Source organism: Bradyrhizobium sp. G127 (genome assembly GCF_021502575.1).
Lineage (GTDB): Bacteria > Pseudomonadota > Alphaproteobacteria > Rhizobiales > Xanthobacteraceae > Afipia.
The window spans coordinates 516,126-535,553 of record NZ_JAKFGN010000003.1 but is presented as its reverse complement, the minus strand read 5'-3'; the positions used below and the strand labels follow the sequence as shown (position 1 = coordinate 535,553).

The 19,428-nt window shown below is 63.1% G+C and carries 20 protein-coding genes and 1 tRNA gene; 11 read left to right on the top strand and 10 right to left on the bottom strand.

Features of this window, described 5'->3' with window-relative positions:
- Positions 1 to 3: 3 nt before the first annotated feature.
- Positions 4 to 672 (top strand): GntR family transcriptional regulator, encoded by a 669-nt coding sequence (locus LVY71_RS22135; RefSeq protein WP_235102077.1) that lies wholly within the window; start codon positions 4 to 6, stop codon positions 670 to 672.
- A gap of 44 nt (positions 673 to 716) precedes the next feature.
- Here the strand turns inward: LVY71_RS22135 and LVY71_RS22130 are convergent, their stop codons facing one another.
- Together LVY71_RS22130 and LVY71_RS22125 are read right to left on the bottom strand one after the other, a co-directional pair.
- Positions 717 to 1,862, bottom strand: a complete 1,146-nt coding sequence (locus LVY71_RS22130) for a M24 family metallopeptidase (RefSeq protein ID WP_235102076.1) — start codon at positions 1,860 to 1,862, stop codon at positions 717 to 719.
- A 57-nt stretch (positions 1,863 to 1,919) separates the two neighbouring features.
- A complete protein-coding gene (locus LVY71_RS22125) occupies positions 1,920 to 2,891 on the bottom strand; it encodes a Bug family tripartite tricarboxylate transporter substrate binding protein (RefSeq protein ID WP_235102075.1) in 972 nt (323 codons plus the stop codon).
- A 75-nt stretch (positions 2,892 to 2,966) separates the two neighbouring features.
- On the opposite strand from LVY71_RS22125, the gene LVY71_RS22120 reads away from it, so the two are divergent.
- Entirely contained in the window at positions 2,967 to 3,770 is an 804-nt protein-coding gene (locus tag LVY71_RS22120) for an IclR family transcriptional regulator domain-containing protein (RefSeq protein WP_235102074.1), read from the top strand.
- A 90-nt stretch (positions 3,771 to 3,860) separates the two neighbouring features.
- Here LVY71_RS22120 and LVY71_RS22115 read toward each other — a convergent pair whose 3' ends face one another.
- The 5 genes from LVY71_RS22115 to mnmA form a co-directional block, all read right to left on the bottom strand.
- Positions 3,861 to 4,106 carry a DUF3551 domain-containing protein gene (locus tag LVY71_RS22115; protein ID WP_235102073.1) on the bottom strand — a complete coding sequence of 82 codons (246 nt, stop codon included), beginning with the start codon at positions 4,104 to 4,106 and terminating at the stop codon, positions 3,861 to 3,863.
- A gap of 360 nt (positions 4,107 to 4,466) precedes the next feature.
- Positions 4,467 to 4,543: transfer RNA gene (locus LVY71_RS22110), tRNA-Met, on the bottom strand.
- Between the two features lie 136 nt (positions 4,544 to 4,679).
- A complete protein-coding gene (locus LVY71_RS22105) occupies positions 4,680 to 5,042 on the bottom strand; it encodes a hypothetical protein (protein WP_235102072.1) in 363 nt (120 codons plus the stop codon).
- A gap of 50 nt (positions 5,043 to 5,092) precedes the next feature.
- Complete coding sequence (locus tag LVY71_RS22100) at positions 5,093 to 5,731, bottom strand: class I SAM-dependent methyltransferase (RefSeq protein ID WP_235102071.1); 639 nt, start codon at positions 5,729 to 5,731, stop codon at positions 5,093 to 5,095.
- A gap of 83 nt (positions 5,732 to 5,814) precedes the next feature.
- A complete protein-coding gene (gene mnmA / locus LVY71_RS22095) occupies positions 5,815 to 6,990 on the bottom strand; it encodes a tRNA 2-thiouridine(34) synthase MnmA (RefSeq protein WP_235102207.1) in 1,176 nt (391 codons plus the stop codon).
- 298 nt (positions 6,991 to 7,288) lie between these two features.
- Between mnmA and LVY71_RS23000 the strand changes: the two genes are divergently transcribed.
- From LVY71_RS23000 to LVY71_RS22050, 9 genes are all read left to right on the top strand, one after another.
- The gene (locus LVY71_RS23000) at positions 7,289 to 8,848 is read left to right on the top strand and encodes a flagellar hook-length control protein FliK (RefSeq protein ID WP_235102070.1); all 1,560 of its coding nucleotides are present in this window, start codon (positions 7,289 to 7,291) and stop codon (positions 8,846 to 8,848) included.
- A gap of 10 nt (positions 8,849 to 8,858) precedes the next feature.
- Positions 8,859 to 9,560, top strand: a complete 702-nt coding sequence (locus tag LVY71_RS22085) for a flagellar hook capping FlgD N-terminal domain-containing protein (protein ID WP_235102069.1) — start codon at positions 8,859 to 8,861, stop codon at positions 9,558 to 9,560.
- Between the two features lie 195 nt (positions 9,561 to 9,755).
- Positions 9,756 to 10,031, top strand: a complete 276-nt coding sequence (sciP, locus tag LVY71_RS22080) for a CtrA inhibitor SciP (RefSeq protein WP_002714638.1) — start codon at positions 9,756 to 9,758, stop codon at positions 10,029 to 10,031.
- A 183-nt stretch (positions 10,032 to 10,214) separates the two neighbouring features.
- The gene (gene fliF, locus LVY71_RS22075) at positions 10,215 to 11,822 is read left to right on the top strand and encodes a flagellar basal-body MS-ring/collar protein FliF (RefSeq protein WP_235102206.1); all 1,608 of its coding nucleotides are present in this window, start codon (positions 10,215 to 10,217) and stop codon (positions 11,820 to 11,822) included.
- A gap of 6 nt (positions 11,823 to 11,828) precedes the next feature.
- Positions 11,829 to 12,941, top strand: coding sequence for a flagellar motor switch protein FliG (gene fliG / locus LVY71_RS22070; protein ID WP_235102068.1), 1,113 nt, complete (start codon positions 11,829 to 11,831; stop codon positions 12,939 to 12,941).
- Positions 12,941 to 13,588, top strand: coding sequence for a FliH/SctL family protein (locus LVY71_RS22065; protein ID WP_235102067.1), 648 nt, complete (start codon positions 12,941 to 12,943; stop codon positions 13,586 to 13,588). Before fliG ends, LVY71_RS22065 begins: the two co-directional genes overlap by 1 nt.
- Positions 13,585 to 13,938, top strand: a complete 354-nt coding sequence (gene fliN, locus LVY71_RS22060) for a flagellar motor switch protein FliN (protein WP_235102066.1) — start codon at positions 13,585 to 13,587, stop codon at positions 13,936 to 13,938. Before LVY71_RS22065 ends, fliN begins: the two co-directional genes overlap by 4 nt.
- Positions 13,939 to 14,001: 63 nt before the next feature.
- On the top strand, positions 14,002 to 15,378 hold the full coding sequence (gene flbD, locus LVY71_RS22055; RefSeq protein ID WP_235102065.1) for a sigma-54-dependent transcriptional regulator FlbD: 1,377 nt from the start codon (positions 14,002 to 14,004) through the stop codon (positions 15,376 to 15,378).
- A gap of 306 nt (positions 15,379 to 15,684) precedes the next feature.
- Positions 15,685 to 17,370, top strand: coding sequence for a methyl-accepting chemotaxis protein (locus LVY71_RS22050; protein WP_235102064.1), 1,686 nt, complete (start codon positions 15,685 to 15,687; stop codon positions 17,368 to 17,370).
- Positions 17,371 to 17,433: 63 nt separating this feature from the next.
- Here the strand turns inward: LVY71_RS22050 and LVY71_RS22045 are convergent, their stop codons facing one another.
- The 3 genes from LVY71_RS22045 to LVY71_RS22035 form a co-directional block, all read right to left on the bottom strand.
- Positions 17,434 to 18,675, bottom strand: coding sequence for an aminotransferase-like domain-containing protein (locus tag LVY71_RS22045; protein ID WP_235102063.1), 1,242 nt, complete (start codon positions 18,673 to 18,675; stop codon positions 17,434 to 17,436).
- A 122-nt stretch (positions 18,676 to 18,797) separates the two neighbouring features.
- Entirely contained in the window at positions 18,798 to 18,959 is a 162-nt protein-coding gene (locus tag LVY71_RS22040; RefSeq protein WP_235102062.1) for a hypothetical protein, read from the bottom strand.
- Between the two features lie 11 nt (positions 18,960 to 18,970).
- Positions 18,971 to 19,363 (bottom strand): DUF4345 domain-containing protein, encoded by a 393-nt coding sequence (locus LVY71_RS22035; protein ID WP_235102061.1) that lies wholly within the window; start codon positions 19,361 to 19,363, stop codon positions 18,971 to 18,973.
- Positions 19,364 to 19,428 lie beyond the last annotated feature (65 nt).

The following is a 19,428-nucleotide window of genomic DNA, read 5'->3' as shown; positions in this document are numbered from 1 at the left end:
ACCGTGCTGGAATCCCTTGCCCCGCCCAAAAGCCTGGTCGATCAGGTGTACGAGGTGATCCTCGACGCGCTGTGTGATGGCACATTCAAACCCGGCGAGCGTCTCACCCAGGAAGACATCGCCGCGCGGCTGAATGTGTCGCGGCAGCCGGTCACTCATGCGCTCGCAATCTTGAAGGCGCAGGGCTTTCTCGCGCAGGGCCGTCAGGGATTGACCGTCACTCCGGTCGATCCTGCTTTTTTTGAGGCGATCTACCAGATCCGCTCCGCGGTCGAACCGTTGGCGGTAACGCTCGCGACGCCGCGTCTCACCAAAGACGCCATCGCAAAGGGCCGCGCGCTGGTCGAACACGGCCGCGAGCTGGTCGATACCGGCGATGAACGCGCCAGTCTGCAAGCCGATATGGACTTCCACTCGTTTATCTATGAGCTGTCGGGCAATCCGCTGATCGCCGAGACGATGCGGCTGCACTGGCGTCACCTGCGCCGCGCGATGGGAAAGGTTTTGCGTCATCCCGGCATGTCGGTCAGCGTCTGGAAAGAGCATGGCCGCATCCTCGAGCGGATGATCCGCGGTGACGCCGAGGGCGCCGCCGAACTGATGCGCCGTCATCTCGTCGAGGCGTACGCCCGCGCCGGCAAGATGGATGAAGCCGAAACGAAATCGGCCTGAGCGCGGCGCGCTCAGGCCCTGAATTTAAATACGCCTGGTTGCCTTCAGCCGATCCGCTGAACCTTCGCTGGCAGACCGGTCAGCGGCACCGCGCCACGCTCGTCGACTGTGATGGGATATTCGAGCCGCATCCCGCCGACGCCCGGCTGATAGAAGTGCGACCCCAGCGCAATCACCATTCCCGGCGTAATGATGTCGTCGCTGTTGGCGTTCATGAACGGGCGCGACCGGGCGCATGTTCCGAGTCCATGCCCGAACAGTGGCAGACCGAACTCCTGAAGACCGTGGCGCTCATAGGCCGCGACGCCATCGGCAACGCAATCCTTGACCGGACGTCCAGGCCGGATCGATTTCAGCATGGTCGAAGCGACATCCTCCCAGCACGCAATCGCGCGTTCCTGCTGTTCGTTAGGCTTGCCGAAAAACACCGGGATGGAAAGATCGGACATATAAAGCTCGATGAGCGGATGCAGATCGATCACGACGAATTCGTCGCGCTTGATCACACGCTCGGTGCTCTGCTGCGTCACGCCCTTAGCAAACGCGGTTCGCTCGCCGGCTCCCACTTCGGTGCCGCCGGTGACCGACCACGACCAGATGCTGCCGTGATCGCGAATCGCGGCCTCGACGACCCCCGCAACATGGTTCTCGGTGACGCCTTCCTTGACCGCCGCAAGACCTGCCCGAAAACCGGCCTCACCCGCGCTGGCCGCCATCCGCAACCGCTCGATCTCCGCGCCGGACTTGATCAGCATGCAGTCGTCGATCCAGCGCACGCCGTTAACGAACTCGGTCGACGGCATCTTGGCGACAATATCGATGTACTCGCCGGCGGTCAGCATGCCCGGCGCGATCTGCGCCGCGCCGGGATGGCTGAGATCGAGACCGACCGGCCCCGTTACGCCGCGAGCCTTCAGCCGCGCAGCGATTTCCGCGATCAGATTGGAGCCGGTGAACGGAAACAGGGTACCGTGGCATCCCTCGGCCCTGACCCGTTCGATGTCCATCGCCCAGTAGACGACATCGCAATCGCCGTTCGCGGTGACGATGACCGCTCCCCGCCAGCACATGAAGACACCGCAGAGATAGTGAAGCGACGCCTGACGCGTGCCCACATAGGCTCCGATGTTGTTCGCTTTCAGTTTTGCCGCGAGCTGAGAGACGCGAGCGTTAAAATCGATCGGTTGCATATCGTTCTTTCCGGCAAGACCAGTTTTTTTTCAGCGGATTGGTTTTTCGGAGCGGTCTTACTCGACCTGGATCTTCGCATCCTTGACGATGCGGGCCCACTTGTCGGTCTCCGACCGGATGAAGGCTGCGAACTCCGCCGGTGACGATCCGACCGGCTCCGCGGCCTGTTTGGCCATCGCGCTCTGGACATCCGGCGACTTGAGAGCGGTCTTGATGGCTGCGTTCAGCTTGGCGACCACGTCGGGCGGCGTCTTCGCGGGAACGACGACGCCGGTCCAGCCGTTCGCCTCATAATCAGGCAGCCCGCTTTCGGCGACGGTCGGCACGTTCGGCAGCAGGGGCGAGCGGACCTTTCCGGTGATTGCCAGTGCGCGGACTTTCCCGGACTCCACCAGCGGCAATGCGGTCAGGATCGAATCGAACATCAACTGCACATGACCGCCGAGCAGATCGTTCAATGCAGGCGCGCTGCCCTTGTAGGGAATATGCGGCGCATCGATGCCGGCCTGCTTGACGAACAGCTCGCCCGACAGATGCATGGACGTGCCGTTGCCGCCGGACGCCCGGTTCAGCTTGCCGGGATTGGCCTTCGCATAGGCGATCAGTTCCTTGACGTCCTTCGCCGGCACATCGGAATTGACCACCAGCAGCAGCGGATACTTCACCACCAGCGAGACCGGCTCGAAGTCCTTGATCGGATCGAACGGCAGGTGCTTGAAAAGAGTCTGGTTGATCGCGTGGGTGCCGATGGTCGCGAGCAGGATCGTGTAGCCGTCAGGCGCACTCTTCGCGACGAATTCCGCGCCGAGATTATTGCCGGCGCCGGGGCGCGGCTCAACCACGACCGGCTGCCCGAGCGCGGTCTGCATCTTGTCCGCAAGCAACTGCGCGGTGATGTGCGTCGGCCCGCCGGCGGCGGCCGGGACGACGAATTTGATCGGCCGGTCGGGATAGGTCTGCGCCAGCGCCGGCGCGCACGAACCGAGCAAAACCGCGAGAGCGAACATCTTTTTGAAGGACAGGGTCATGATTTTCCTTGTTCGACTATCGAACATATGATCAACTGTCGAACAACCTAACCAAGCTCCGGGGCTTTGGCAACGATGAACGGGCTGACCGATCAATGGATGCAGCACGAGCAATGGCCGGAAGGCAGCGATGTCTTCGTGGAAGCCTTCGCCAAGGGGCTGCTCGTCATCGCCGCCTTCAATCAGGATCGCTCGCTTTCCCTGTCCGACGTCGCCCGGCGCACCCGGCTGCCGAGAGCAGGCGTCAGGCGGCTGCTGCACACGCTCGTCAGTCTGGGCATGGCGCGGCAAAGCGGCGATCAGTTCATGCTGACGCCGCGCGTTCTCCAGCTTGGCTTTGCGTTCGTCTCGTCGCTGTCGTTGCGGGAAGTCGCGCAGCCGGTGATCGAGACGCTCTCGCGCGAATCCAACGAAGTGGTGGCCATCACCGTGCTCGACGGCCCCCATGTGGTTTATGTGGCGCGCGCCGAAGTCACCAGCGTGCTGCGCCGCAGCCTGACGATCGGAAGCCGCCTTCCCGCGTTCTGCACATCAATGGGCCGCGTCCTGCTCGCGGGAATATCCGCCGAAGAGCGCGGGAGAATCCTTCAGGAGTCAGATCGACGACAGTTCGCTCCGGCAACCGTGACCAGCATCAAAAAACTGGAAAAGGAAATCGAGAAAGTCGGGCAACAGGGCTGGAGCATCGTCAGCGAAGAACTGGAGATGGGAGCCTCCGGCATCGGCGCGCCGATCAAGGATGAGAAAGGCAACGTTGTCGCAGCGATCAACCTGTCGACCAATCTCGCGCGACATTCTCCCGCGGAACTGAAACGCAAATTCCTCCCGGCCCTGCTCGAGGCGGCGGAACAGATCAGCCATCACCTCACGCTCAGGTAAGCGATCAGGATATTGCCATTCGAAGACCAGCGCCGCCTGTTGGCGTGCTGATCTTCGTCAGTTATTGCCAATGTGAGGCGTCCCGAAAATTCAAATGGCGCTGTCATCACGATGGAAGACATTCAGCTCGCACTCGGCACCGATTCCGGCCGCGGATGCCTTGCACTGTTCGAAGCTGGTAAATCCGCAGTCGGAGCCGCCTTTATTATACTGCAGGCAGTATGTTCCTTGATGACTGGCTGATTTTACCGTGGCCGCAGAGCCCGGAGTCACGGCAAACGCCATTGCGGAAAACATCACGGCCGCCGCAGCGGCATATTTGGAAGCTGTCTTCATAACTGTCTCCTGTCGAAAGCCCCGGCCCTGAAAATATCGGGTGCCTGCACGCGGAAAACGACTAAAAAATTCTTCATCATGCTGGCGGCAGCTTCACTTTCCTCTGACAACTGACACTCGCTTGATGCCGGGACGCTCACGTTTCCGGGAGCGTGCTGGCCGCTACGAATTAGTCACATGTACGGCTGACTACAGCGCGTCGGCGGAGTGCCGCTCGCAGAATGCGCGATTAGAATTTTGCTGTCAGCGTGAGCGGAAAGAACGCGCGCTCCAAACTGGCAGGGACGCTTTTTCTCGCGCGCGCGGCGCGTCAGATTTCGATGGCCGCGGCTGGAGCTGTTGGGCGGATTGTGCGGGAAGTGGTAGCGAGAGAGGGACTCGAACCCCCGACCCCAGGATTATGATTCCCGTGCTCTAACCAGCTGAGCTACCTCGCCACAGGCCGGACCGCCTTCGCGGTCGCGAACGGCGGCATATAAGAAGTCACCCAAATGCCTGTCAAGCAATGACCGCCCATGCGGGCAACTGATTGGCCTTGCATGCGCAATTGCCCGTTAAAGAGCACTGAAAACCTTACTTTGGCCGCACAGCGGGATCGCCGCCGGGGCTGCCGGGGGGCGGAATCACCGGCGTGGTGCCCCCTTGTGGGGTCGGCGCATGCATTTCGGGATCGACGCCTGGCGGCGGGCACAGCACGCCATCCGATTTTGCCAGCTTGTCACCAAGGGATTCCGCCCGCCCGGTGGTCGTTCCGCGCGGGGCCACAGTGCCTTCATGCGGAACAGCTTCGGTCGGCGTGCAGTTCGTTCCTGCACGATCGGGATTCGGCGGGGCGGTTTGCGCCGGCGGTGTTGCTGGCGCCGGCGGCGCCTGGGCAAAGGCGACAACGGGCAGCAGCGCAAGCGCAGCGACGGCAGCGATGAGTTTCATTGTCATGGAAGAGAAACGACGGCGTCGCGCCGATGTTCCGACCGAAATGGATCGATTCAGCTCTTGCGGTAGCGGATCAGCGAAAAATGGCCCATCGGCGGCATCGGGCGGCGTTCCACCAGCGTCACGCCGCCATGTTTTGCGGCCCAGTTTACCAGCCGCGCCCACGGAAATTCCGGCCGCCAGCCGAGCCGCCGCGCCAGCGGCGCAAAGCACAGTTCGAAGATCTTGCGCGGGCCGCTTTCCGCGCCGATGTGGTTGACCAGAATGAGTTCGCCGCCGGGCTTCAGCACACGCATGAAATCGTCGAGGGTGGCTTCGGGATCAGGCACTGCTGTAATGACATATTGCGCCACCACGGCGTCGAACGCGTTATCGGGAAACGCGAGATTCTTCGCATCCATCACCGACAGCGTTTCGACATTGGTGAGGTTCTGCGCGCGGACGCGCTCCTGCGCCTTGCGCAGCATCGGCTCTGAAATATCCACGCCATGCAGCTTCGTGGTGCGCGAATAGTCCGACAGCGACAGGCCGGTGCCGACGCCGACATCGAGCACGCGACCTCCAATCGCATCGGCCACTGCGATGGTGGACTTGCGGCCTTCGTCGAACACCTTGCCGAACACCATGTCGTAGACCGGCGCCCACGCAGCATAGGCCTTCGCCACTCCGGCACGATCGATGTCGTTGGTCATGTTCCCGCCCCGCACCGCAACACTTGTTCTTGTTCCGGCACGATCCGCACCGGAAAACGCCGCCATTCTTGAAGGGTCAAAGGTTATCCGGCAAGGGCTTCGCGAAGGCTGGCCGCTGGCCGGACAATGCGCGGTGCGGCACTGATGAAGCCGCCACCGAGCACGCGGGCCTGCCCCGCAGGCGCATCGTAGAACACGCAGGCCTGTCCGGGCGACACGCCCTCCTCGCCATCGGCGAGTTCGACTTCGTAAGCAGCGCCGACCCGCCGCAGCCATGCCGGCTGCGGCGCGCGGGTGGACCGCACCTTGACGAAAATCTCGAGGCCGTCGCCGACCGCGCGATCAAGCTCGCCGTCGCCGATCCAGTTGATGTCGCGCAGCAAGATCCGGCGGACGTTCAGCGCCTCACGTGGACCGACCACGACGCGGCGCGTGTCCGCGTCGAGATGCACCACATACAGCGGCGCATGCGCCGCAATGCCGAGACCGCGGCGCTGGCCGATGGTGAAACCGACGATGCCCTGATGGCGGCCGAGCACGCGGCCGTTGAGATCGACGATGTCACCGGGCTCCATCGCATTCGGCTTCAGCCGTTCGATCACGTCGGTATAGCGGCCGGTCGGCACGAAACAGATGTCCTGGCTGTCGTGCTTGTCGGCCACCGACAGTCCGAACCGGCGCGCGAGTTCGCGGGTCTGCGCCTTGGTCATGTCGCCGAGCGGAAAGCGCACGTCGGCCAATTGATCCTGCGTGGTCGCGAACAGGAAATAGCTCTGGTCGCGCTCGGCATCTGCGGCACAGACCAGCGCGCGCGATCCGTCATCGAGTCTGCGTGACGAGACATAATGTCCGGTGGCGAGCGCCTTGGCGCCAAGTTCACGCGCGGTGGTCAGCAGATCGCGAAACTTGATTGATCGGTTGCACTCGATGCACGGCACCGGCGTCTCGCCATGCACGTAGCTTTCGGCGAAGCTCTCGATGACCGACTCGCGGAAACGGCTCTCATAATCGAGCACGTAATGTGGAATGCCGATCCGCGCCGCGACATCGCGCGCGTCGTGAATGTCCTGTCCCGCGCAGCAGGCGCCCTTGCGATGGGTCGCGGCGCCGTGGTCGTAAAGCTGTAGGGTGATGCCGACCACGTCATAGCCTTCGGCCTTCAAAAGCGCAGCCGTCGCCGAGGAATCGACACCGCCGGACATGGCGACGACGACCCGGGTATCTTCGGGGCGACCTTCGAGGTCGAGGCTGTTGAGCATGAGTAGGCCGATCTTGTTTTGCCGGGCGACCAGGCCGCCCGCACCGGTCGTCGCCGGCTGCACTTTACTTATAGTCCGACCCTAGGCGAGGCAATCGTGGCTGGCCTTGATCTATTCCAATGAAATCCGCCCGCCCGCACGGGGAAAATCTTGCCGCCGGGCAGAAATCCCCTTGCCGGACAGGGGCGTCCGAGACAGTCGGAACCACCTAATATGTTGATATATAACATTTTTTTATTTCATTCCCCGTGGCCCGGTCCTTGCTGAACAGAGCTCAGCAATTCATGAAAGGCCGCCCGTGTTCAGCGTCACTCCGGAACCAGCCGTCTCGAACTCCGCCTTTGCGCCGCAGGCCAAGCAGCCGCGCGCCGATCAGCCGCCTTCGGACGGATTTGCCGCCCTGGTGGAAAGCAACACCACCGCGACCTCGGATTCCCGGTCTGCGCCGGACGCGCCGCTTCCCCCACGCCGCGATCAGCAGGATGCGCGCCGTTCCGACGGCCCTCCGGCCAATAGCGATGCGCCGCGACGGGATACGTCCTCCGCATTGAACGACAAATCATCCTCCGCGCAGCAAGATACCGATCCCTCCGCGCCGAAGGATGCCGCCGCCAGCGGCGACAAGGCGCCCGGCAAGGCCAAGGCCTCCGGCGACAAGACATCCGACGGCGACAAAACCCAGGACGCACAGACGGACGCGACAGCCACCGACCCCGCCGTAGCCGCGACCGTGATCGATGCTGTCGCGGTGGTTGTTGCCGTCGTCACCGCGCCCGTCGCAACACCGGCCACCGGCGATGGCGCTTCTTCAACACCAGCGGCGATTGCTGCGTCGGCCGCCGCCGCGGCAACTGCCGCGATAGCGGCTGCCTCGGCTCCGGCGCCGCAGGACGATGCGGTGCAGGCGAAAACACCAGCCACGGTGCAGACCGCCGCGACAGCCGCAGACGCAGCGGCCGAACCGGTCGCGATGCCGGTAACCGAAGCTGCATCGGAAACAACCGCCGCGCAGATTATTGTCGCGGCCGGCTCACTCAATTCCGCGCCCGGCAAGACCGAAGGGTCCGCAAAACAGGCCGAGACCGCCGCCGCAGCCAAGGAAAGCAAGGACGGCAAGCAGGCCACCGACAAATCCTCCGTCTCGACCGTGACCGATCAGGCGATCAAGCCCGAGACCGGCGCATCGGATGCCGGCGGCAAGCCGGAGCAGCAGGACAAGACGGCAACCGCGGACACCCTTTCCTCCGAACATGCCGTCAAGACGGCACCGCAAGGCGAACACCGCGCTCCGGCACCTGCGCCGCTGGTTGCGTCCCAGCCTGATCCGGGTTCGCAGTCACCAGCCTTCATGCCGCAACAGCCGGTACAAACCCATGCCGCGAACCTGACAGCCATTCCGGTGGCCCCGGCGCAAACGATGCTGGCCGCGGAGACGCCGGTGCCGCTCAACGGCCTTGCCGCCGACATCGCACTGCGCGCGGCGGGCGGCAGCAGCCGTTTCGAAATCCGCCTGGATCCCGCCGAGCTTGGCCGGATCGATGTGCGGCTCGACGTCGACAAGCACGGCAACGTCACCTCGCACCTGACGGTGGAACGGCCGGCGACGCTCGACATGCTGCGGAACGATGCGCCGAGGCTCCAGCAGGCGCTGGAAGACGCAGGCCTGAAGACCGGCGATTCCGGATTGCAGTTCAGCCTGCGCGATCAGTCGTCCTCGGGCCAGAACAGCGACAACGGCTCCGGCCGCAACTCGCAGCGCGTTATTATTACCGACGAAGATACGGTGCCCGCACAGATCGCAGGCCGCACCTACGGCCGCATGCTCGGATCGAGCGGCGGCGTCGACATCAGGATTTGAGGACACCACCATGGCCGTTGATGCAACCACATTGCCGATGCCGACCTCCGCGCCGGCTGCTACAACCGGCACGAACACCAACACCGGCTCAGGTTCGAGCACCAGCACAGGCATTGCGGATAACTTCCAGTCCTTCCTGCTGCTGCTGACCACGCAGCTGCAGAACCAGAATCCGCTCGACCCGCTGGACACCAACCAGTTCACGCAACAGCTCGTGCAGTTCGCGCAGGTCGAACAGCAGCTGAAGTCGAACGATCAACTGGCGTCGCTGGTCGCCATCGAAAAAAGCGCGCAGTCGACGCAGGCGCTGGTGTTCGTCGGCCAGACCGTCGCGGTCGACGGCAGCACCGCGCATTTCGATGGCAACGCCACGTGGAATCTGAATGCGCCGAGCGATACCAGCGCCACGGTCACCATCACCGACAAGACCGGACAAACCGCCTATTCCGGCAATTTCCAGATCGCAAAGGGCAACGCCAGCTTCGTCTGGGACGGCAAGGGCGCCGACGGCAAGCAATGGCCGGCCGGCGATTACAAGATGACGGTGACGGCCAAGGACAGCAACGGCAAGGACGTCGCGATCTCGACCGAGGTTCAGGGCGTGGTGGACTCCGTCGATCTCACGGCCAGTCCGCCCCTGCTGTCAATCGGCGGACAGAACTACACCACCGACCAGATCAAGCGCATCGTGCGGCCAAGCACGACGACTTGAGCGGTTTCGACGGCGCGCACCGCCTCTCAACCTGAACTGCAAGTCCTGAAAAGCCGGTTCCACAAGGAACCGGCTTCCGCCGTTTTTGGCAAATCGAAGGAGAATCGTATTGGAGGCTTGGGCTTAGGCAAATTTTAAGCCGCCAAGGGTAGCTTGTTCCTACGAGTTCAGTTGTTTCGAGTTTGTGAGTACACCATGACAGAACCCCACCGCCCGAGGGTGAAGTACGTCATCGGGCCCGATGGCAGTCCGCTGACGATCGCGGATCTTCCCGCGCCCGGTACCAAACGGTGGGTGATCCGCCGTAAGGCCGAGGTTGTGGCCGCAGTCCGCGGCGGCCTGCTCTCCCTTGAGGAAGCATGCAGCCGTTATACCCTGACGGTTGACGAATTCCTGTCCTGGCAGTTCTCCATCGACCAGCACGGTCTGGCCGGATTGCGCACCACCCGCATCCAGCAGTATCGCCAGTAAGCCCTCGGCTCCTCGCGCTCCATTTCATCGCAATTTTCCGAAAACCGGCCTCTTTCCGAGAGGCCGGTCTTTGGCATTTCCCGCTTTTCTCCTCAGCCGTTAACCGGCGTTAACTATCTGGAAACCATAGATAGGCAAATTCTGCCCAGTCGGCGCGTGGCGTCGAATCGGTGGGGCTGTTCGTTGCAGGGTCTGTTTTCCTTCCTGAAAGGTCTGGGTGCGGCGCGGATGGCGGCTATGGCTGCCGTAACGCTCGCCCTCGTCGGATTCTTCGGCTTCGTCATCATGCGCGTCACCACGCCGCCGATGACCACCCTGTTCACCGACCTCACCTATGAAGACTCCTCGGCGATCATCAAGGATCTGGAACGCCAGGGCATTCCCTACGACATGAAGAACGACGGCTCCGTCATCATGGTGCCGAAAGACAAGGTGACCCGGCTGCGCATGAAGCTGGCCGAGGGCGGCCTGCCCAAGGGCGGCGGTATCGGCTACGAGATTTTCGACAAGTCCGACGCCCTCGGTTCCACCAGCTTCGTCCAGAACATCAATCACTTGCGCGCGCTGGAAGGCGAACTGGCCCGCACCATCAAGGCGATCGACCGCATTCAGGCCGCGCGCGTACATCTGGTGCTGCCGGAACGGCCGCTGTTCTCCCGCGAAACGCCGGAGCCCTCGGCCTCCATCGTCCTGCGTGTCCGCGGCGCGCTGGAGCCGCAGCAAGTCCGCGCCATCCGTCATATCGTGGCTTCCGCCGTCAACGGCATGAAGGCGCAGCGCGTCTCCATCGTCGACGAATCCGGGCAGTTGCTGGCTAACGGCGCGTCGGGCGATACCACCGGCGACGGCAGCGGCGACGAGCGCCGCGCCTCGTTCGAAAAGCGCATGCGCGATCAGGTCGAGGCGATCGTTTCCTCGGTGGTCGGCTCCGGCCGCGCCCGGGTCCAGCTCTCCGCCGACTTCGACTACAACAAGATCACCCAGACCTCGGACAAGTTCGATCCGGAAGGCCGCGTGCTGCGCTCCAGCCAGTCGCGCGAGGAATCCGCGGCCACCGCGAACGCCAATGACGGCCAGGTCACCGTCGCCAACGAACTGCCCGGCGCCCAGGGACAGGGCGGCGCCTCCTCTCCGAAAGACCAGAGCAAGAAGAGCGAGGAAATCAACAATTACGAGATTTCCCGCGTCACCAAGACCGAGGTGACCGAAGCCGGCCGCGTCAACCGCATCTCGGTCGCGGTGCTGGTCGACGGCAGCTATAGCAAGAACGACAAGGGTGAGATCGTTTACGCCGCGCGCCCGAAGGAAGACCTCGACCGCATCGCCACGCTGGTGCGCTCCGCCATCGGCTTCGACCAGAAGCGCGGCGATCAGGTCGAGATCGTGAACCTCAGATTCGCGGAATCGCCGTCGGTGATCCCGACCGAGACGCCCAAAGGCCTGCTCGGCATGTTCCAGTTCACCAAGGACGATATCATGTACTTCGTCGAGCTGGGCGTGATGCTGGTGCTGGGTTTGATTGTGGTCTTCATGGTGGTCCGCCCGCTGCTCAAGCGCGTGCTGGCCGCCGATCCGGCGGCGGCGATCGCCGCTCCGCTCCCCGCCTTGCCGGAAACCACCGCCGCGCCGACCCAGCAGCAGATCAGCAACGCCACCTCGCAGATGATCGACGTCGCGCAGGTCCAGGGCCAGGTCCACGCCCAGTCGGTGCACCGCGTGGGCGAACTCGCCGACCGCAACCCGAACGAGACCGCAACCATCATTCGTCAGTGGCTTTCAGAACCGGCTTGATCCGACATGGCAACGACACCCGCACTCACCGACAACGCGAATGTCAACGTCACGGCCAACACCAACGATATCGCTGGTGTCGTCGCCACATTGGCCAGCCGCCAGAGCGGGCGCGCGAAAAGCAAGCCCCTGTCCGGACCGAAGCGCGCCGCCATTATGATGCTGGCGCTCGGCGAACAGTATGGCGGCAAGGTCTGGTCGATGCTGGACGATGACGAGGTGCGCGAACTGTCGGTGGTGATGTCGTCGCTCGGCACCGTCGAGGCCGATGTGGTCGAAGACCTGATGCTCGAATTCGTATCAAGAATGTCGGCCTCCGGCGCGCTGATGGGCACGTTTGATGCCACCGAGCGGCTGCTGCAGCAGTATCTGCCCTCGGATCGCGTCAACGGCATCATGGACGAAATCCGCGGGCCGGCCGGCCGCAACATGTGGGAAAAGCTTTCCAACGTGCAGGAAGAGGTCCTCGCCAACTATCTCAAGAACGAATATCCGCAGACCATCGCCGTCGTGCTGTCGAAGCTGAAGCCGGAACATGCCGCGCGGGTGCTCGCGATCCTGCCCGAGGACATGGCGCTCGACGTCGTCAACCGCATGCTGAAAATGGAAGCGGTGCAGAAGGAAGTCATCGAGCGCGTCGAGCAGACGCTGCGTGTCGAATTCATGTCGAACCTGTCGCAGACCCGCCGCCGCGACGCCCACGAGGTGATGGCGGAAATCTTCAATAATTTCGACCGTCAGACCGAAACCCGCTTCATCACCTCGCTTGAAGAGGACAATCGCGAAGCCGCCGAGCGGATCAAGGCGCTGATGTTCACCTTCGACGATCTTGTGAAGCTCGATGCCGGTTCGGCGCAGACGCTGATGCGCCACGTCGACAAGGACAAGCTGGGCATCGCCCTGAAGGGCGCCAACGAAACCGTTCGCGACTTCTTCATGGGCAACATGTCGAGCCGCGCCGCCAAGATGCTGCTCGATGACATGGCCGCGGCGGGACCGGTGCGGCTGCGCGACGTCGACGAGGCGCAAGCGCTGCTGGTCAACCTCGCCAAGGATCTCGCGGCCAAGGGCGAAATCATGCTGCAGAAAAATCGCGCCGACGACGAGCTGGTGTACTGATGGGCGCACCCGCTAAATTCCTGTTCGATCTCGACTTCGCGACGCCCGACGCCGCCAAGGAGCGTGCCGCGTCCGCGGTCGAAATCGCCCAGCAGATCGCGGAAGCCGAGGCGCGGGCCTATCGCGCCGGCTACGACGCCGCACAGCGTGAGGCCAAGGCCGAGAGCGACCGGCGCGTGGCGCTGGCGGTCGAGGAAATCGGCACTGCGATCAAGGCGATTGCCGGACGCTTCTCGACCATCGAGGAGCGGATGGAGACCGAGGCGGTAGATGTTGCGCTCGCGGTGGCCCGCAAGCTCTGCACCGAACTGATCGCGGCCGAACCTCTCACCGAGGTGATGGCGCTGGTCAGCGACTGCTTCCGGCACCTGACATCGACCCCGCACATGGTGGTGCGAATCAACGACACGCTCTACGACGCCGCGCGCGACCAGATCGAACAGGCGGCCAAGCGCAACGGCTTCGAGGGACGGCTCGTCATTCTGGCCGAGCCCGACGTCGTCTCCGGCGACTGTAAGATCGAATGGGCCGACGGCGGCGTCACGCTCGACCGCTCCACCATCGAAGCCAAGATCAACGAACTCGTCGGGCGCTATCTGGCGTCCCGCAATCAGGCCGGCATCCCCGGCCATGAGGATCGACCATGAGCGACACAGACAACAACGTCCCACTTCCCGACCTCAACGCCACCGATGCGCCGGTCGCGGACGATCAGGCTTTTTACGATGATGACGATCACGTCGGGCGAATCGCGGCCGATCTTGAAGCGGTGTTCGACGTTCCGGTTCAGGTCTCGGCGGTGCTCGGCCGCTCGAAGATGGACGTCGCCAACCTTCTGAAGCTCGGCCCCGGCACCGTGCTCGAACTGGACCGCCGCGTCGGCGAGGCGATCGACATCTACGTCAACAACCGGCTGGTCGCGCGCGGCGAAGTCGTCCTCGTCGAGGACAAGCTCGGCGTCACCATGACTGAAATCATCAAGGCGGAACGCGCCTGATCCGACAATACGGCGCCGGAAATGGCCCGCACGACGAACACGACAGGATAACAGGAGAACACCATGCGGCTTCTCATCGTTGGCACCCTCAAGGGCCAGCTCACCACCGCCACCAAGATCGCGATGGACAATGGCGCGACGGTGACCCACGCCGAAGACTCGGAGCAGGCGATGCGCGTGGTGCGCGGCGGCAAGGGCGCCGACCTGCTGCTGGTCGATGTCGCCCTCGACATCCGCGACCTGGTGATCCGGCTGGAGGCCGAACACATCCATGTTCCCATCGTCGCCTGCGGCATCACCAGCGATGCGCGGGCCGCGGTCGCCGCCATCCATGCCGGCGCGAAGGAATACATCCCGCTGCCGCCCGATCCGGAACTGATCGCCGCGGTGCTGGCCGCCGTCGCCAACGACTCGCGTGATCTGATCTACCGCGACGACGCGATGGCCAGGGTGGTCAAGCTGGCGCAGCAGATCGCAGGGTCCGACGCTTCGGTGATGATCACCGGCGAATCCGGCACCGGCAAGGAGGTGCTGGCGCGCTACGTCCACACCCGCTCCAATCGCGCCAAAAAGCCGTTCATCTCGATCAACTGCGCCGCGATCCCGGAGCATCTGCTGGAGTCCGAACTGTTCGGCCACGAGAAAGGCTCGTTCACCGGCGCGATCGCCCGGCGCATCGGCAAGTTCGAGGAAGCCACCGGCGGCACGCTGCTGCTGGACGAAGTTTCCGAAATGGACGTGCGGCTGCAATCCAAGCTGCTGCGCGCGATTCAGGAGCGCGTGATCGACCGTGTCGGCGGCACCCGCCCGGTGCCGGTGGACATCCGCATCATCGCGACCTCCAACCGCAACCTTGCCGATGCGGTGAAAGCCGGCACGTTCCGCGAGGACCTGCTGTTCCGGCTCAACGTCGTGAACCTGAAGATTCCGGCGCTGCGCGAACGACCGGCCGACATTCTCGAACTGGCGCAGCATTTCGCGAAGAAATACGCCGACGCCAACGGCGTGCCGCTGCGGCCGATCTCGGCGGATGCGCGCCGCGTGCTCACCACCAACCGCTGGCAGGGCAACGTCCGCGAGCTTGAAAACACCATGCACCGCGCGGTGCTGATGGCGAGCGGCGATGAGATCGGCGCTGAAGCCATCCTTTCGCCCGACGGCGACCGGATGGATATGGCCAAGACGCCGCCCGCCGTGGCGCACGCGACCTTCGCCGCCGAACAGGTGACGCGCGCGCTGGTGGGCCGCACCGTCGCCGACGTCGAGCGCGACCTGATCCTCGAGACGCTGAAGCATTGCCTCGGCAACCGCACCCATGCGGCGAACATTCTCGGTATCTCGATCCGGACGTTGCGCAACAAGCTCAACGAATATGCCGACGACGGTCAGCCGATTCCGCCGCCGGGCTCCGGCGAAATGCGGGGCGTCGCTGCGGCATAGTGTCCGCCGCGCCGCGAGGCTTGTGCCGATAACGGCGATCCGAACGCTTCACGCAGGGCCGGGCTTTTGTCCCGGCCATCTGCATTTTTGCCTCTCGTTTCGAGCAAAGAACGCACAATCAGACCCGCCAGGTGAGCCAAGCGGAGCCGTCATCAAAGCTTCACGAGTTGTATTCTCCATATTTTACAACTAGTTAGGGTTAATCAAATATTGTATACAACGCGACATCCTCTCGTGACGAGGCGACCTGCGCCCCGGTGACGGTTTTATTGCCTCGCTATTTTCTTTTTCAAACGAGAGGTTGGGATGTTTCAATTTCGCAAGAATGCAATCGACGAGACTTCTCTTGCTGCCGCGATTAGCCGATCTCAAGCCGTCATCGAATTTGAAATGGACGGGACCGTCATCACCGCCAACGAAAACTTCCTGAAGACGCTCGGCTACGCGCTGGACGAAATTCAGGGCAAATCCCACAGCATGTTCGTCGAGCCGGCGCTGCGCGACAGCGCCGAATATCGCGAATTCTGGGCGAGCCTCAATCGCGGCCAGTATCAGGCCGCCGAATACAAGCGGATCGGCAAGGGCGGCAAGGAAATCTGGATTCAGGCGTCCTACAATCCCGTTCTCGACAAAACCGGCAAGCCCTTCAAGGTCGTCAAGTTCGCGACCGACATCACCAACCGCAAAACCAAAAGCCTGGAAGACGCCGGACAGATCGCCGCAATCAGCCGCGCGCAGGCGGTCATCTCGTTCAATCTCGACGGCACGATCCTCACGGCCAACGAGAATTTTCTCAAGGTGATGGGCTATTCCCTTGAGGAAATCCAGGGCAAGTCCCACAGCATGTTCGTCGAGCCGGCGCTGCGCGACAGCGCCGAATATCGCGACTTCTGGGCCAACCTCAATCGCGGCCAGTATCAGGCCGCCGAGTACAAGCGGATCGGCAAGGGCGGCAAGGAAATCTGGATTCTGGCCTCCTACAATCCGATCCTCGACGAGAAAGGCAAACCCTTCCGCGTGGTGAAGTTTGCAACCGACGTGACCGCGCAGAAACTGAAGACCGCGGATCTGGCGGGCCAGATCGCCGCGATCGAGAAATCGCAGGCGGTGATCGAATTCAACATGGACGGCACCGTCATCGGCGCGAACGAGAACTTCCTGAAAGCCGTCGGCTACTCGCTCGGCGAAATCGTCGGCAAGCACCACCGCATGTTCGTGGACCCTTCCGAAAGCGAGGGCGCGCCCTATCGCGACTTCTGGGCCAGTCTCAATCGCGGCGAATATCAGGCCGCCGAGTACAAGCGGATCGGCAAGGGCGGCAGGGAAATCTGGATTCAGGCCTCCTACAACCCGATCCTCGATCTCAACGGCAAGCCATTCAAGGTGGTGAAATACGCCACCGACACCACGGCGCAGGTGCTGGTCCGGATCGGCAACGAGCGCGTCCGCAGCATGATGGAGTCGGTCGCGTCCGGCGCCGAGGAACTGAATTCATCGGTCCGTGAAATTTCCGCGGCGATGACGAAGTCGCGGGAGACCGCGACGATGGCGGTGGACCGGGTCGAAGCCGCCGACACCCAGGCCCAGCGCCTGAACGATGCAGCCCAGTCGATGAGCGGCATCGTCGAACTGATCGGCAACATCACCGGGCAGATCAATCTCTTGGCGCTCAATGCAACCATCGAGTCCGCACGCGCCGGCGAGGCGGGCCGCGGATTCGCGGTGGTCGCGTCCGAAGTCAAGAACCTCGCCAGTCAGGCCAAGCAGGCCACCGACAAGATCGGCCAGGAGATCGACAGCCTTAACAACATTTCCGGCGATGTCGTTGGCGCGCTGGAGAGCATCAAGCAGGCGATCCAGAACGTCAGCGAATACGTGACGTCGACAGCGGCCGCGGTCGAGGAGCAAAGCGTGGTAACCAACGAAATGTCATCAAGCATGCAGCGCGCCGCAGCGGAAGCCGCCGCCATTTCGCAACGGCAAGCGGCGTAGCTTTAGCCTAAAGTATCTGCGTCATGGCCGGGCCCGTCCCGGCCATTTGCATTTTACCTGCAACTACGCTCCCGCCGCCCGTTCCACATTGGCGCTGCGGCTCGGCACGCCGAATTCGCGGCGGCACACCTCGGCCAGCGCTGCGACGCCGTCGCGAATCTCCTGCACCGACGGACTGGCGAAACACAGCCGCAAGCGGCTTCTGCTGTGCGCGGCATTGACCGACCATTCGGTGCCGGGATTGATGGCGATGCCGGCGGCCAGCGCCGCCTGATAGAGCTTCAGCGTATCGACATTGTCCGGCAACTTGACCCAGAGAAAGATCCCGCCGCGCGGATCGTCGAACTCCGCCGCCGTGCCGAACTGTTCGGCCAGCGCCTCCATCATCGCCTCCAGCTTGACGCGCAGATCGCGCCTCAGCTTCGGCACGTGATCGTTGAAATGCGCCGCGGAGAATTCCGCCAGCACCATTTGCTCGAGCGCGCCCGATCCCGCATCGGTCTTGATGCTGAGAATGCGCGACAGCACGTTCCAAGGCGCCACGATATAGCCGACGCGCAATGCCGGCGCGACCGACTTCGAGAACGAGCCGATATGAATGACATTGTTCGTCTTGCTCATGGCGTAGAGCGCGGGCGGACGCTGACCGTTCCAGATCAGGTCGGCGTAGCAATCGTCCTCGAAGATCGGCACGCCGTAGTCGTCCGCAAGCTTCAGCAATTCGGCGCGGCGCTGTTCGCTCATGATGGTGCCGGTCGGATTCTGCACCGTCGGAATGGTGTAGATGTATTTCGGGCGGATGCCCTTGGCCTTAAGGTCGGCCAGCGCGGCTGCGACCGCATCGGTTCGCATGCCGTCGTGATCGAGCGGAATGCCGACGATCTTGACCCCGCGCCGCGTCAGCCGCGTGATCGATCCCTGATAGCATTCCTGCTCGATCAGCACGGTGTCGCCCGGCGACAGCAGGATGCCGTTGACGAGATCGAGGCCTTGCAGAGAACCGGACGTGATGAGGATTTCATCGGCGGTGCAGGTGATACCGGCGTCGCGCTTGAGCTTGCCGACCAGAAATTCGCGCAAGGGCCGATAGCCGAGCGGACCACTGTTCAGCCCATAGGTTGCGAGCGTCGCGCCCTCGCGAGTCAGCACAGCAGTGGACGCTTCCAGCAGCTTGGCGACCGGCACCTGATCGGCGTCGTTGTTGCCGCCGACAAAATTATACTTCGGAAAGCCGTTCCATTTCGCCGCGGCCGGCGGCAGCCCCTCGGCCAGCAGCGGCGTGTAGTCGAACGACGTGGCGGTCATGAAGGCGTCTCCCGTTCTTATTGTTCATGAGGGACACCCTCATTGCTTTTTTGTGGGCCGTGCCCGGCCGGCGTGGCGGCACTCTACAGAGACGCGGCGCGCCCGCGCAACCGCTTCGCATCTCAGGCGCGCGACGGCCGGTCGGAGCGCTCATAGATCACCGGCGGTTTCGCGCCGCGATCATCGCCGAATGTCTGGCGGTAGACATTGAATACGAACAGGCCGAACACGGCGACAACGAAGACGATCACAAAGCCGATGGCAGCGCGCTTGAGCACGGACATGGCGGCCCGCATCAATGCGGATGCAGCGCGGCGCGCCGGGCGACATGCCGTTGCAGCAGCCACAGCAGCGGTGCGTAGATCAACTCCATGAACAGTCCGAACAGCGTGCCGATGCTCGGAATGCCGTGGAGCAATACCGAATACAGATGCGCCAGACCGCCCAGCACGATCATGAAGGTCAGAATTCCGAACCGTTCGCGATAGCGCTCGACATGAGGGATCGAGACCAGGAACAGGAGGCCCATCCCGACCAGAATGCCGGAGAGCAGCCGGAAGTAATTGTCGACCGTGATCGTGCCGACGCCGTGCATGAACTGAACGCCGAGCATCACGCCGGCGATGCCAAGCCCGAGCAGCGCCAGCGCGCTAAGCGCCGTGGCGATCTGGAGAAAGAACCGTTCCATGCGAGCCTTGATAAGTCTGCGGTCCTTTGGACCTTACAGCCCAGACCATATATGAGAAGCGGCGC